Origin of the sequence: Nannocystis exedens (assembly GCF_002343915.1) — a bacterium.
GTDB lineage: Bacteria > Myxococcota_A > Polyangia > Nannocystales > Nannocystaceae > Nannocystis > Nannocystis exedens.
This window is the reverse complement of sequence record NZ_NETK01000002.1, coordinates 32,717-47,534: the sequence shown is the minus strand read 5'-3', so window position 1 is coordinate 47,534 and position 14,818 is coordinate 32,717. Positions and strand designations below refer to the sequence as shown.

The window sequence follows — 14,818 nt, the reverse complement described above, 5'->3', positions numbered from 1 at the left end:
ATGGCCACCACGGGCTCCAGGTTCCGCACCAAGTTCGTCCTCGTCGCCGGGGTCGGGCTGGTGATCGGGCTGACGCTCGCCGCCCTCGCCTCGCTGCAGGGCATCCGCGTGCTCGGCGGCGACGCGTCGGAGGAGATCCGCAAGGGCCTCGAGCGCGCCAGTCGCGAGTACCTCACCAACCACATCGAGGACACCGCGCAGCGCGTCGGATTCCTGCGCGGGCGGGCGCGGGCCGAGCTCGGCGTGCTGGCGGCCGTGACCCAGACGCTCATCGATCAGCAGGCCGCGCTCGCGCCGCTGACCGCCGCCGCCGCCGCCGCCGGGCCGCTGCGCGACGCCCTCGTCTACGACCCGCGCGGCGACTGGTCGCAGACCGAGGCCGGCGAGCCGTCGGCCGTCGCCGTGTGGGGCTACCTGCACGCGCCGGCCGACCCGAACCGACCTGGCCTTCGGGACATCAGGCCCGAGGTCCGCGCCGCCGTCGAGCAGACCGCCCTGCTCGACCTGCTGCTGCCGGCGCTGCTGCAGTACGGGGCCGAGAAGCAGGCCATGTACTTCATCGGCCCCGAGGGCGCCGAGTACCTGCGGATCGCCCCCTACGCCGACGCGGCCGGCCACGCCGATCAACTCTATCCGGGCCACAACAACAGCCCGTTCTGGAGCTTCTACTTCCCCGGCATCGTCGACGGCTGGCGGCGCTGGCTCGCCGACCCCGCGCGCATGCGCGACCCGGCGGCGCAGGTCACCGGCACCGCGCCGTACACCGACGCGGGCGGCAACGGGGCCATCATGACCCTGTTCCAGCCGCTGTGGGACGCCTCGCGCGCGCGGTTCGCCGGCGCCGTCGGCGTCGACGTCACGCTCGGTCAACTGATCCGCTACGTCCAGGATCTGCGGCTCGCCGGCTCCGGCTTCGCCTTCCTCGCCCAGGAGAACGGCAACGTGTTCGCCGTCCACGACGACGGCAAGGAGGTCCTCGGGCTGCAGCAGGTCCGCGGCTCGTCGGGCGCCGGCGTCGACATCTTCCAGCAGTTCCTGCATCAGTCGCGCGACCCGGCGATCCGGGCGCTCGCGCTGCCGGGCGGCGACGCCGTCGATTACCGCGACCCGGTCGCGATCGGCGGCCGGGACTACGTCGTCGTGCTCAAGCGGCTCGAGCCGTTCAACGTCTGGTCGGGCTCGGCCGACATCGTGCCCGAGCGCTGGACCCTCGGCTTCGTCGTCCCGGCCGCCGAGATCTACGCCTCGCTGCTCAAGGCGCAGGACACGATCGCCGCCAGCAGCCGCGGGATCCTCAGCTCGCAGATCGTCATCACCCTGGTGGCGCTCGCGGTGGTGATGCTCGGGATCCTCCTGGTCTCGCGGCGCATGACCGGCGCGCTGGTCGACCTCGCCGCCGGCGCCGGCAAGATCGCCCAGAAGGACTACGACGTCCGCGTCGACGTGCGCAGCGACGACGAGTTCGGCGCGCTCGGCCGCGCCTTCAACCAGATGGCCGCCGAGATCCGCGCGCATACGCACAACCTCGAGAGCCTGGTCGAGCAACGCACCGCCGAGCTGCAGCGGGCCTCCCGGGAGATCATGGCGCTCAACGAGCGGCTCAAGCAGGAGAACCTGCGGCTCGGCGCCGAGCTCGACGTCGCCCGCCGGCTGCAGCTGATGGTGCTGCCGCCGGAGCGCGAGCTGGCCGAGCTCGAGGGCCTCGACGTCGCCGGCTACATGCGGCCCGCGGACGAGGTCGGCGGCGACTACTACGACGTCCTGCGCGACGGCGGCGGCGTCAAGATCGGCATCGGCGACGTCACCGGCCACGGGCTCGAGAGCGGCGTGCTGATGCTGATGATCCAGACGGCGGTGCGTACGCTGCAGGCCGCCGAGGAGCGCGACGCGGAGCGCTTCCTCAACATCGTCAACAAGGTCCTCTACCAGAACATCCAGCGCGTCGGCCTCGACCGCACCGCGACGCTCGTCCTGCTCGACTACTCGCAGGGGGTGCTCCGCCTCACCGGGCAGCACGAGGAGGCGGTGGTGGTCCGGCGGGGCGGCTCGATCGAGCGCATCGACACGGTCGACCTCGGCATGCCGGTCGGGCTCGAGGTCGACATCGCCGCGTTCATCGCCCGCACCGAGCTGCGGCTGTCGCCGGGCGATGTCGTCGTCCTGTACACTGACGGCATTACCGAGGCGGAGGACATCCACGGCGAGCAGTACGGCATCGACCGCCTGTGCGAGGTCGTGCGCCGGGCCCACGAGCGGTCGTCGGCGGAGATCAAGCAGGCGATCATCGACGACGTCATGCGCTTCATCGGCGCGCAGAAGGTCTTCGACGACATCACGACGGTGGTGATCAAGCGGCGCTGAGGCGCCCGAGGCGGACGGAGTGTATGGACGGCATCATCGGCGAGTACAGAGAGCCCACCGACGCTGGACCGCGCGTCACGCTGGTGTTCTACCCCGGGGCGTTCCCGGTCAAGTGGAACCAGTGCAGCGTGGCGGCCGAATTCTTCGCCGAGTACTTCGCCGACGTCGGCGAGGGCGGGCTCACCGAGGAGGCCGAGCGGCGCGACTTCGTCGGCAGCGTCGGCTACGTGCTCAACGAGCTGATCGAGAACGCGGTCAAGTTCTGCGCCGGCGGCACCGTCGTCATCGACGCGGGCGTCGACGCGGGCGAGTTCGTGATGGTCGTCAGCAACCAGGTCTGCGCCGACGCGGTCGACGGCCTGCGGGTCAAGTTCGCCGAGCTGCTCGACGGCGATCCCGCCGAGCTCTTGATGCAGCGGGTCGAGGAGAACGCCGCCAACCCCGACCTCACGACCTCCGGCCTGGGGTTTCTCACCATGCTGTCGGACTACAAGGCCCGGCTCGGCTGGCGCTTCGACCCCGCCCCTGGCAATCCTGACAACGCGCTCCTCAAGACCGCCGCCCGGCTACAGGTAAAATCGTCATGACGGACACAACTACGCGACCCTCCGGGTCGGACACCGACATCAAAGGCCCCGGCTATCGCGTGTGGTTCGACGCGCCCGCGCGCACGGTCCACTTCGAGGGCGTGCTCCGCCTCAGCACCAGCGAGTACAAGCCGATCGAGGACCTGCTCGACCGCGTCCTGCTGGACCATCCGGCGCTCGGCCTGCGCATGACCGAGCTGCAGTTCCTGAACAGCTCGGGCATCAACATGCTCTACAAGTTCGCCATCGCCGCGCGCAAGAAGGGCGACATCGAGGTCAAGGTCCACGGCTCGTCGACCATCCCGTGGCAGGGCAAGTCGCTGCCCAACCTCAAGAAGTTCCTGCCGACGATCGTCATCGCGCTCGACTGAGCGCCGGCCGCCCGCATGCTCACGGAAGACCCGCGCTGGCGGCGAGTGCTCGCCGACCCCGACGCCGCGGCCGAGCTCCTGGCCGACCCGGCGGCGCGCGCCGAATTCGTGGCCGCCGTCGCCGCGCTGCAGGCCGAGCACGACGATCTGGTGCTGCTGCACGACTCGACGCTCGAGCACGCCAACGAGATCGAGGAGCAGCTCGCCGTCAAGATCGAGCAGGTCGAGGCCCTGGTGGTCGAGCTCGAGCTGCGCAACGCCTTCATCCGCCAGGTGTTCGGCCGCCACGTCACCGACGAGGTCGTCAACACGTTGCTCGCCTCGCCGGAGGGCCGCCAGCTCGGCGGCGAGCGGCGCACGCTGACGATCCTGATCTCCGACCTGCGCGGCTTCTCGACGCTCTGCGAGGGCCTGGGCCCCGAGCAGGTGGTGGCGATCCTCAACATCTACCTCGGCGCGATGGCCGAGGTGATCGGCGAGTACCGCGGCTCGATCAACGAGTTCATCGGCGACGCCATCCTCGCGGTGTTCGGCGCCCCGGTGCCGCAGGAGGACCACCCCGAGCGCGCGGTCGCCTGCGCGATCGCCATGCAGCGCGCGATGGGCCGCGTCAACGCCGAGCTGGCCGAGCACGGCCTGCCCGCGCTCGAGATGGGCATCGGCGTGCACACCGGCGAGGTCGTGGTCGGCAACATCGGCTCCAACAAGCGCGCCAAGTACGGCGTGGTCGGCCGCCACGTCAACCTGACGTCGCGCATCGAGAGCTACACCGTGGGCGGCCAGGTGCTGATCTCCGAGTCGGCCGCGCGGGCCCTCGGCGACCGCCTCCGCACCCGCGGCTGCTTCGAGGTCCGGCCCAAGGGCGTGCGCGAGCCGATCACGATCCACGACGTCACCGGCGTCGACGGCCCGTTCGCCATCCACATGACCGAAGAGCCGGCCGAGTGGCGCGTCCTGGCCGAGCCGCAGCCGCTGGTGTTCACCGCGCTCGAGGGCAAGGACACCGGCGGCCAGGAGGTCCCGGCGCTGCTGGTCGCGCACGACGACCGCCACAACGCCGAGCTGCAGGTCGCCGCCCCGCTGCCGCTGCGCGCCGACCTCAAGCTCGTGCTCGCCGCCCTGCCCGGCGTCGACGCCTACGCCAAGGTCGTCGCCGCCGCCCCCGGCCGCGCTACGGTCCGCTTCACCGCCCTGCCCCGCGCGCTGCAAGAGCTGCTCGACGGCCTGCCCGCGCGGGCGTGAGGCGCGAGCGAGCGCCGAGCCGGGGCGGTCCGTCCCGCGCAGGCGCCGAGGACATGTTCTCATCGACATGTCCTGCTCGACATGTCCTCTTCACCATGCCGCGAAAGGCATGTCCCTGGAGTCATGCCCCTGCGGCCACCCCCCTGCCGCGCCTCAGTCGCGCCGGGCCAGCAGCGTCGCGTGCATGTCGCTGCCGTCCAGGCCCTCGTCGAGCGGCTCGTCGATGTCGATGATCACGCTCTCGCCGCCGGAGGCGGTCGGCGGCGGGCTCGGCGGGGCGGAGCGCGGCGGGGCGGAGATCGGCGCCCGCTCGACGGCGGCGCTCGTCCGCGGCGCGCGGCTCTCGACGCCGGCGAAGCGGGCCGCCAGGGTGCGCACGAACGCGCCCATCCACGGCTTCATCGACGTCAGCTCCTCCTCGATGAGATCGCTGGTGATCTTGGTGAGCGTCGCGTCCTCGACCACCAGCACGCTGGCGGTCCGACGCGAGGCGGCGAAGATCGACGTCTCGCCGAACACGTCGCCGGGCCCGAGCCAGCGCAGCGACACGTGGTGCCCGGCCTCGAGCTTGTACACCTCGAGCTTGCCGGCCAGCACGATGTAGGCCGCGTCGCCGATCTCGCCCTCGCGGATCACGTGGTCGCCGGCGGCGAAGCGGACCGTCTGGAAGCTGCCGCTGCCGCGCAGCAGACGGACGATGTCGGCCTGCAGCGCCGCCACGCTCGGGTAGCGGTCGTCGGGGTCGCGGCGTAGCGCCCGGGTCACGATGCGCACCAGCTCGCGCGGGAACGGCACCGCGACGTGCGCGTCGGGCGGGGCGAATTTGGCCTCGCGGGCGAGGATCAGCGCGTCCATGGCCGTCCGCGCCTGGTACGGCGGCTTGCCCACCATCACCTCGTAAAGGAGCGCTCCCATCGAGAACACGTCGGCGCGCTCGTCGAGCGGCTGGCTGTTGGCCTGCTCCGGCGACATGTACGACGGCGTGCCGAACACCAGCCCGTCGGTCTCTGACGGCGGCAACGGCGGCAGGGCGTCGCGGACCCACTGCTCCTCGGCGGCGCCTGGCCGAACGGGCAGGAGCTGGGCCCCGCCCCAGTCCATCAGGTAGACCTGGCCGTAGGCGCCGACCATCACGTTGGCCGACTTGATGTCGCAGTGGATCACCCCGCGGCTGTGGGCGAACGACAGCGCGTCGCACACCTTGACGAAGATCTCGAGGCGGTGGAAGAGGCGCTCGTGGTCGGTCGCCGGCTCGCCGCCGATCAGCGCCTTGAGGCTCTGGCCCTCGACCAGCTTCATCGTGAAGTAAAGCTGACCCTGGTCGTCGCGGCCGAGCTCGTGGATCGGCACGATGTTGGGGTGGTCGAGCTGCCCGGTCACCTGGGCCTCGCGCAAGAACCCGTGCACGAGGATCAGGTGCTCGTACGTCTTGGCGTGCATGGTCTTGGCGGCCATCCGCCGCTGCAGCACCTCGTCGAACGCGAGCCGCACCGAGCCCATCCCGCCGCGGGCCAGCTCGGCGCCGAACGACAGCCGCGGCACCTGCTCCGGCAGCGCCGCGCGGATGAGGGCCTCGAGCCGCTCCTCATAAGAGAGCGGGGAGTCGCGGTCGAACAGCCGCTCGAGCGCGACGCTGGGGGACGAGCCTCCGGGGCGACGACCTGGCATGCGGGGCCACGATACAATGGCGCCTCGGCGGTGGTACACCGTGACGGCCGGCATGGACCTGCGCACCGCCCTCGTCACGCTCCGCCTGCGCCACCCGTTCGGCCTGTCGCGCGGCACCGTGAGTGAACTGCCGAGCTTGCTCGTGCGCCTCGACCCGGGCGACCCGGACGGCGCGGCAGCGGACGGCCCCGATCGCCGCGGCCTCGGCGAGGCCGCGCCCGTGCGCTACCTCGGTCAGTCGGCGGCCGCCGCCGCGCCGCTGGCGGTCGCGATCGCGGCCGAGCTGGCCCCCGAGATCCTCACCGACCCGCGCGCGATCACGGCCGCCGGCGCGCGCATGCGCGAGCTCGCCCCCGCCCACTCCGCGGCCCGCTGCGCCGTCGACACCGCCCTGTGGGACGCGGCCGCGCGCGCCCGCGGCCTCCCGCTGGCCGAGCTGCTGGCCGACCCCGACGTGCTCGATCGAGCAGGTCTCGATCGCCATGTCCTTTCGGCCACCTCGGGGGCGGCAGTCACCTCCTACACGATCGCGCTCGACGAGCTGCCGGCGATGGCCGCCCGCGCGGCCGCGGCCGCGCATCTGCCGGTGCTCAAGATCAAGCTCGGAAAAGACCGCGATTTCGACCGCGCGGCCGCGCGTGCGGTCGCCGCCGCCGCCCCGCGAGCCCGGCTGCGGGTCGACGCCAACGGCGGCTGGACCCCGGACGACGTGCGCGACCTGCTCCCGCTCCTGGTCGATCTCGGGGTCGAGCAGCTCGAGCAGCCGCTGCCTGCGGGTCGGCCCGACCTCCTCGCGGCGCTCGCGCGCGACTGCCCGCTGCCGATCTACGCCGACGAGGACGTGCAGGGGCCGGCCGACGTGGCGGCGCTGCGGGGCCGGGTCGCCGGGATCAACGTCAAGCTGATGAAGTGCGGCGGGATCTCGCCGGCGCTGGCGATGATCGCCGCGGCCCGGGAAAACGGCCTGCGGGTGCTCGTCGGCTGCATGATCGAGAGCCGCGTCGGGCTCGCCGCCGGCGCCGCCCTGGCCCGCCTCGCCGACGAGGCCGACCTCGACGCCCACATGCTCACGCGGGCCGACCCGATGCCCCCGGGGAGCCAAGAGCGGCTCGCGCCCGACCTCCCGCGGCTTTGCGGCCCCGGCCTCGGCGTCCCGCCGGGGGCGTTGCCCGCGGACGGCGACCCGGAGCCCGCGCGCGTGGCATAATCCGCACTCCGCCCTTGAAGCCCGACGAGCCCCAGGCCCGCGCCTCGCTGCCGGTGACGCCACCTGTCCCTGAGGACATCCTGCCGCGACCGCTCGGCCGCTACGAGCTGGTGCGTCGGGTCGGCTCCGGCAGCATGGGCGTCGTCTACGCCGCGATCGACCGCGACAGCGGCCGCACCATCGCGCTCAAGACCCTGCACCAGCTCGACCCCGGCGCGCTGTTCCGCCTGAAGAACGAGTTCCGCAGCGCCGCCGGCCTGTCGCACCCGAACCTCGTCAGCCTCCACCAGCTCGTCTCGCACGACGACGAGTGGTTCATCACCATGGAGTTCGTCGAGGGCGTCAGCTTCGTCGACCATGTCCGTCAGGGCATGTCCGACAGGCCAGGCGCCGCGCCGCCGCCGGAGCGCCTGCGCCCCGCCCTGCTGCAGCTCGCCGCCGGCGTCAGCGCCCTGCACGCCGCCGGCAAGCTGCACCGCGACCTCAAGTCGTCGAACGTGCTGGTGACCGCCGACGGCCGGGTCGTCGTCCTCGACTTCGGGCTCGCCGCCGACGACGTCGCCGAGGGCGGCGAGGACGGCCTGCTCGGCACGCCGGCGACGATGGCGCCCGAGCAGGCCGCGGGCAACCCGGCCTCGCCCGCGAGCGACTGGTACGCGATCGGCGTCATGCTCTACGAGGCGCTCACCGGCCGCCTGCCGTTCACCGGCCCGCCGCTGGCGATCCTCCACGCCAAGCAGCACGAAGATCCGCCGCCGCCGCAGGAGCTCGCGCCCGGCGTCGACCCCGAGCTGGCGGCGCTGTGCATGGGCCTCTTGCTGCGCGACCCCGCCGCGCGGCTCGGCGGCGCCGACATCCGCGAGGCGCTCGGCGAGGCCCCGCTCGGCCCGACCGAGTCCGGCGCCCGCTTCGTCGGTCGCGACGATCTGCTGTCGGCCATGCGCGACGCCTTCCAGCTCGCGCTCGCCGGCTCGCCGGTGTGCGTGTACGTCCGCGGCCGCTCCGGCATCGGCAAGACCGCCCTCATCGACCGCTTCATCGCCGAGCTGCGCCGCAGCGACCGCGCCTTCGTCCTCCAGGGCCGCTGCTACGAGCGCGAGAGCGTGCCCTACAAGGCCTTCGACAGCGTCCTCGACGCGCTCGCGCAGCACCTCCGCCACCTCCCGCAAGAGGAGGCCGCGGCCCTGTTGCCGCGCGAGATCCACGAGCTCACGCGGCTGTTCCCCGTCCTCGCGCGCGCGCCCGTGGTCGCCGATCTGCCGCAGCGCAACTTCGTCGCCCCCGACCCGCAGGAGGCCCGTCGTCGGGCGTTCCGCGGGCTCAAGGAGCTGCTGGCGCGGATCGCCGATCGCCGCCCGCTGGTGCTGCGGATCGCCGACCTGCAGTGGGGCGACGAGGACAGCGCGCGCCTGCTCGCCGAGCTGCTGTCGCCGCCCGATCCGCCGGCGATGCTGTTCATCGGCTCGTACCGCATCGACGAGGACGACGCGCCGATGCTCCGCGAGCTGCGGCGGCTCGGCGCGCGGCCCGAGCTCAAGGCGCTGGTGCGCGACCTGCTGGTCGAGCCGCTCTCGCCCGATCAGGCCGAGGAGCTCGCGCTGGCGCGGCTCGGCCGCGACAGCGACAGCGCCCGCGCCGATGCGCGCCGGATCGCCGCCGAGTCGGGCGGCAACCCGCTGTTCGTCGAGGAGCTCGCGCGCCACATCGCCGGACACCGCGGCGCCGCGCCGGCCGAGGTCTCGCTCGACGCCGTCGTGCGCACCCGCCTCGCCGGCCTGCGCCCCGCGGCGCGGCGGCTGCTCGACATCGTCGCCGTGGCCGGGCGGCCGATCCCGCCGAGCCTCGCGTTCACGGCCTCGGGCGTCACCGATCGCTCGGTCCTCGGCGAGCTGCAGGCGCAGCACCTGCTGCGCACGCTGGCCTCGCGCAGCGGCGACACCGTCGAGTGCTACCACGACCGGATCCGCGACACCGTGCTCGCGCAGCTCGGCGGCGAGCGCCTGGCCCAGCTGCACCGCACCCTCGCCGACGCGCTCGCGCAGTCGGCCGACGACCCCGAGCTGCTGGCCCACCACCTCCACGCCGCCGGCGCCCTGAAGGAGGCCCACGCCGCCGCCGTCGCCGCCGCCGAGCGAGCCGCCGCCGCGCTCGCGTTCTACCGCGCCGCGCAGCTGTACGGCCGCGCCCTCGCGTGGGCCCCCGACCTGCCCGACGACGAGCGGCGCGCCCTCCTCCGCCGCCGCGCCGACGCGCTCGCGCTCGCCGGTCGCAGCGCCGAGGCGGCCCCGGTCTACGCCAGCGCCGCCGAGGGCGCCGCCCCGGCCGAGTCGCTCGAGCTGCGCCGCCGCGCCGGCGAGCAGTTCCTCGTCAGCGGCAACATCGATCAGGGCGTACAGATGCTGCGCCCCGCGCTGGTCGAGGTCGACCTCGGCTATCCCGCCACACCTGGCCGGGCGAACATGTCCATCATTACACGTTCGACGCAGCTCAGCCTGCGCGGGCTCGGGTTCGCCGCCGTGCGCGAGGACCAGGTCCCGCCGGCCGACCTGCTGCGCCTCGACGTGTGCCTGTCGGCGGCCGTCGGCCTCGCCTTCGTCGACCCGATCCGCGGCTACAGCTTCTACCAGCGCGGCCTGCTCCTGGCCCTTCAGACAGGTGAGCCGCAGCGGATCGCCCGCGCCCTCGCCGGCGTCGGCGCGATGGTGATGAGCCGCGGCACCGCCAACGCCGTCGGCCGCGGCACCACCCTGCTCAAGGAGGCGCGCCGGCTGGCCGAGCAGCTGTCGGACCCGCGCCTGCTCGGCCTGTGCGAGATCGTCGACGCCATCGCCGCCGTCTCGCTCGGCCGCTGGCGTCGCGCGCTCGAGCACAACGAGCAGGGCGCCCAGATCTTGCTCGACCGCTGCGTCGGCGTCGGCTGGGAGCTGGACATCGCCCGCATGAGCACGATGCGCGGCCTGTTCATGCTCGGCGAGCTGGCCGAGCTCGGCCACCGCGCCCACGCCTGGCTGCGCGAGGCGGAGGACGCCGGCGATCTGTGCGGCGAGGTCTGGTCGGCGCTGTACAGCGCCTACGCGCTCCTCGGCGCCGACGACATCACCAGCGCCCGCGACCGCGTGCGCGGGGCGATGCGCCGCTGGTCGAAGGACGGCTTCCACTTCCAGCACATGCTGGCGCTGATCCTCGAGACCTCGTGCGACCTGTACCAGGGGCAAGGCGGCTCGGCCTGGCAGCGCCTGGCGGAGAACTGGGTCGCCGTCGAGAACTCGTACATCCTCGGCTGGCAGGGCCAGCGGATCCTCTTCCTCCACGCGCGGGGCCTCGCCGCCATCGCGGCCGCGCGCGAGCAGCCGCACAACGCCGGCGTCCTCCTCGCCGCCGCCGAACGCGACGCCGCCCAGCTCGAGGAGGACCGCGCCCTGCGCCACGACTCCGTCGCCATGGCCGCGCTGATCCGGGCCGGCATCGCCGCGCAGAACGGCGACATCCAGCAGGCGCTGGTCCGCCTCGAGGCCGCCGCGGCCAGCTTCGACACCGCCGACATGCCGGTCCACGCCGCCTGCGCCCGGCGCCGCCGCGGCGAGCTGCTCGGCTCCAGCGGCGCGACCCTGATCGCCCAGGCCGATCAGTACCTCGCCTCGCGGGCGATCCTCCGCCCCGCGCAGTGGAGCGCCATGTACAACGGCAGCGCGCCCACCTGAAGCGTCCGCGGGTTCATCGGCCGTCGCCTCGTGTGGCTCCGCTTCGTCGCGGCTTCCGTCGCGTCCGCGAGCGCGTGTCGCCGCGGCGCTCGCTCGCCTGGGAAGTTCCACCGCGGCTCGGTTCGCTCGCGGTGGGCGGGTCGGCGGCCGCGACCGACCGGCGTGAGCTCCGCACGCCGACGGGCGTGAGCCCCGCATCTCCCGCGGATCCGCCCGCGCGAGGGCCCGGCCGACGCGTGTGACCTCGCGCCCGCGGCGCCCGCCTTGCCGCGCGCGACAGTGCGCCACTATCCTGCGCGCGCTCGCCATGGATCTCACGCTCGGCACTCCCCTGTCTCCCTCGTCCACGCGGCTGCTCCTGCTCGGTTCGGGCGAACTCGGCCGCGAGGTTGCGATCGAAGCCATGCGCCTCGGCGTCGAGGTCATCGCGTGCGACCGCTACGCCAACGCCCCGGCGATGCAGGTCGCGCACCGCAGCCACGTGTTCGACATGCAGGACCGCGACGCCGTGCGGGCCGTCGTCGCCCGCGAGAAGCCGCACTACATCGTCCCCGAGATCGAGGCCATCGCCACCGACGCCCTGGTCGAGCTCGAGAGCGAGGGCTGGAGCGTCGTCCCGACCGCGCGCGCCGCCCGGCTCACCATGGACCGCGAGGGCATCCGCCGCCTCGCCGCCGAGCAGCTCGGCCTGCCGACCAGCCCCTACGCCTTCGCCGACACCCGCGAGGAGGTCGAGGCCGCGGTCGAGCGCCTCGGCCTCCCGTGCGTGATCAAGCCCGTCATGTCGAGCTCGGGCAAGGGTCAGAGCACCGTGCGCACCGCCGCCGAGGTCGCGACCGCGTGGGAGTACGCGCTGTCGGGCGCCCGCGGCCGCTCGGCCCGCGTCATCGTCGAGGGCTTCGTCCCGTTCGACTACGAGATCACGCTGCTCACGATCCGCACGCGCCACGAGGGCACCCTGTTCTGCCCGCCGATCGGCCACCGGCAGGAGCGCGGCGATTACATGGAGTCGTGGCAGCCGCACGCGATGGCGCCGAAGGCCCTCGCGCGCGGGCAGGAGATCGCCGCCGCCGTCACCGAGGCGCTCGGCGGCGCCGGTCTGTTCGGCGTCGAGCTGTTCGTCGTCGGCGACGACGTCATCTTCAGCGAGGTCAGCCCGCGCCCGCACGACACCGGCATGGTCACCATGATCACGCAGGACCAGAGCGAGTTCGAGCTGCACGTGCGCGCGATCCTCGGCCTGCCGATCCGCGAGGTCCTCCTCCGCGCCCCCGGGGCCTCGGCCGTGGTCCTGGCCGATCGGCCCGGCACCAACCCGCGCTTCACCGGCGTCGGCAAGGCGCTCGCCGACCCGCGCACCAAGGTCCGCCTGTTCAGCAAGCCCGACACCCGCAAGTACCGGCGCATGGGCGTCGTGCTGGCCTACGGCGACGACGTCGCCGAGTGCCGCGCCCGCGCCGAGGCGGCCGCCGCCGAGATCCGGGTGGTCGTCGACGCCGGATGAGCGCCGGCCTCGGAGGACATGTCCAAACGGGCATGTCCCCTGCAGCATGTCCCTCACGTCATGCCCGAGCGGCCACCTGCCCGGGCGCCGCCGCTCACGCCGCCGCGCGTGCGCGGGCGTGGGCGAGGGCGCGGAAGCTCGGGTCGTCGCGGCGGAACGCCAGCGTCGCCAGCAGCGCCAGCGCCCACAGCACCGCGATGTGGAGGAACATCGTCTCGCCGCCGTAGTGCTTGAACAGGAAGCCCGACACCAGCGGGCCCGCGAGCGTGCCGAGCCCGTACGAGCCGTTGAGCAGCGCGTTGCTGCGGCTGAAGTCGCGCGGGTCGACGATGAGGCTCTGCAGCGCCAGGCTCATCGGCCAGATCGGCGCGAGCGAAGCGCCTGCCAGCAGCACCGCCACCGCGACCAGCCCGAGCGTCGGCAGGTAGACCAGCGACGCCGTCAACACCACCCCGAGCCCGACCAGCGAGCGCACCGTCTTGAGGTGGCCGTAGCGATCGCCGAGGCGGCCGACGAACACCACGCTGGCGGCCATCCCGATCGAGAAGCTCGCCACCAGCAGGCTGGTGTCCTCCTTCGGCACTTCCCGAGCCTCGATGAGGAACAGCGGCAGGAACAGCACCAGCGACGCCTGGAAATAGCCGTAGCAGAACGTCGGGATGCAGGCCGTCTTGATCTTCCAGTAGAGCGAGAAGATCGGCGGCCGGACGTCCTCCGCCGCCGGCTTGACGGGCTGCGCACCGGGCTCGTGGCCGTGATCGCCGCCGTGGTCGCTGCCGGCGACGGGCTGGATGTCGCGGTCGAGGAACACGTAGGCGATCAGCGCCGCCAGCGACGCGAACATCCCCGCGGCCACGAACACCATCTGCATCGGATAGAGCAGCATCACCGCCCAGCCGAACACCGCCCCGAGGCCGTAACCGGTGGCCATCGAGATGGTGTAGAGGCTGGTGATGAGGCCGCGGTGCGCCGTGGTCGTGCGCATCAGCAGGATCGTCTCGAGGCTGACCCACACGCCGACCGAGAACGCGCCGTCGATCCCGCGCGCCGTCGCCAGCCCGCCGAAGCTGAGCAGGAACGGGAAGATCGCGGTCGCCCCCGCGTACACCAGCAGCGCCGCCGCCAGCATCGTCCGCGGCGACAGCTTCTTGATCAGCAGCCCCATCGGCACGCTGAACGCCGCGATGCCGAGCGAGAAGAAGATCGCCAGCTCGCCGATCGTGAGCTCGTCGACCCCGCGGACCTTGTTCAGGTAGACCGCGACGACCGCCGTCACCATCCCGTACGCCGTTCCGGTCATCGCGCACACCACGTACGCCGCGCGGATGTTCGAGTCGCGCAGCTCGGTGTGCCACAGCTGCTGCAGCTCGTTGCGGACCTTGGACCACTGCCCGGCGGGCGTCGGGGGCGAGACCGTCGTCGTCATCGTGGGGGGCCGTGATGATCGGGCCCGGACCGGCGAAAAACCAGTCCCCTCACGCGTGCTCTCCCGTGATTCTGCGCGGCATCGCGCTCATTCCATGTCGCGGACCGTCTGGCGCATGCAGTTCTTGGTCACGTCGAGGGGGAGCACTGCTGGATCGGCGAGGCGCACCGCGGCGAACGTCGAGCCCTTGAGGGTGGACATGAGGGGGCTCATCAAATCACCCTCGATCTCGCCGCAGTAGAATTCCTCGTCGACGATGGTGCCGATCATCTTCAGCGTCGCCACGATCTCGCCGCCGGTCACCGGGTTGGCCATGCCGGTCACCATCACCACGCCGGCGTCGATCTCCAACGTGCCGTCGACGATCGGGATGTCCTCGTAACACAGCGGGTCGCCGATCGGCTCGCGCGGCACGTTGACCTTGCCCTGCATGAGGCTGAGCGGCTGCAGGCAGGCGGTGAGGAGCGTGTTGCCCATCTCGTCGGTGGTCACCGTATTGGTGGCGATGAACTGCAGCGGCAGGTCGGGCGCGATGTTCGTCGACACTGCCAGCAGGAAGTCGCCGCTGATGTCCGCCTGGGCCGGCATCACGTCCGGGGGCGGCGGCGGCATGAAGTCGCGGTCGTCCTTGGTGTTGTCGAGGAATTCGTTGAACTTGGCCTCGGAGTCGGGGCACCCGGCCATGAGCGGGACCAGCAGCGACAGACCGAGCACCGAGCCGGGGACCCGAGGACAGGGCACGCGGCGGACA

10 protein-coding genes are annotated in these 14,818 nt (G+C 72.7%); 7 read left to right on the top strand and 3 right to left on the bottom strand.

What is annotated here, in order from left to right:
* The 4 genes from NAEX_RS44205 to NAEX_RS44190 are packed head-to-tail and all read left to right on the top strand — an operon-like array spanning position 1 to position 4,561.
* Entirely contained in the window at positions 1–2,361 is a 2,361-nt protein-coding gene (locus tag NAEX_RS44205; protein ID WP_096333952.1) for a SpoIIE family protein phosphatase, read from the top strand.
* 23 nt (positions 2,362–2,384) lie between these two features.
* Entirely contained in the window at positions 2,385–2,948 is a 564-nt protein-coding gene (locus NAEX_RS44200) for a slr1658 superfamily regulator (protein ID WP_096333951.1), read from the top strand.
* Complete coding sequence (locus tag NAEX_RS44195; protein WP_096333950.1) at positions 2,945–3,319, top strand: slr1659 superfamily regulator; 375 nt, start codon at positions 2,945–2,947, stop codon at positions 3,317–3,319. The genes NAEX_RS44200 and NAEX_RS44195 overlap by 4 nt, the downstream gene beginning before the upstream one ends.
* A 15-nt stretch (positions 3,320–3,334) precedes the next feature.
* Positions 3,335–4,561 carry an adenylate/guanylate cyclase domain-containing protein gene (locus NAEX_RS44190; RefSeq protein WP_096333949.1) on the top strand — a complete coding sequence of 409 codons (1,227 nt, stop codon included), beginning with the start codon at positions 3,335–3,337 and terminating at the stop codon, positions 4,559–4,561.
* Positions 4,562–4,714: 153 nt separating this feature from the next.
* Here the strand turns inward: NAEX_RS44190 and NAEX_RS44185 are convergent, their stop codons facing one another.
* On the bottom strand, positions 4,715–6,229 hold the full coding sequence (locus NAEX_RS44185) for a protein kinase domain-containing protein (protein ID WP_170136553.1): 1,515 nt from the start codon (positions 6,227–6,229) through the stop codon (positions 4,715–4,717).
* 16 nt (positions 6,230–6,245) lie between these two features.
* Here NAEX_RS44185 and NAEX_RS49145 point away from each other — a divergent pair, with 16 nt between their 5' ends.
* From NAEX_RS49145 to purT, 3 genes are all read left to right on the top strand, one after another.
* Positions 6,246–7,436 carry an enolase C-terminal domain-like protein gene (locus NAEX_RS49145; protein ID WP_211302626.1) on the top strand — a complete coding sequence of 397 codons (1,191 nt, stop codon included), beginning with the start codon at positions 6,246–6,248 and terminating at the stop codon, positions 7,434–7,436.
* A 14-nt stretch (positions 7,437–7,450) separates the two neighbouring features.
* Positions 7,451–11,137 (top strand): serine/threonine-protein kinase, encoded by a 3,687-nt coding sequence (locus NAEX_RS44170; RefSeq protein ID WP_096333946.1) that lies wholly within the window; start codon positions 7,451–7,453, stop codon positions 11,135–11,137.
* Positions 11,138–11,444: 307 nt separating this feature from the next.
* Positions 11,445–12,641: a formate-dependent phosphoribosylglycinamide formyltransferase gene (gene purT, locus NAEX_RS44165; protein WP_096333945.1), complete on the top strand. Its 1,197-nt coding sequence runs from the start codon at positions 11,445–11,447 to the stop codon at positions 12,639–12,641.
* Between the two features lie 94 nt (positions 12,642–12,735).
* Here the strand turns inward: purT and NAEX_RS44160 are convergent, their stop codons facing one another.
* A complete protein-coding gene (locus tag NAEX_RS44160; protein ID WP_096333944.1) occupies positions 12,736–14,067 on the bottom strand; it encodes an MFS transporter in 1,332 nt (443 codons plus the stop codon).
* An 87-nt stretch (positions 14,068–14,154) separates the two neighbouring features.
* Positions 14,155–14,808 (bottom strand): hypothetical protein, encoded by a 654-nt coding sequence (locus NAEX_RS44155; protein ID WP_143141400.1) that lies wholly within the window; start codon positions 14,806–14,808, stop codon positions 14,155–14,157.
* Between the last annotated feature and the right edge of the window lie 10 nt (positions 14,809–14,818).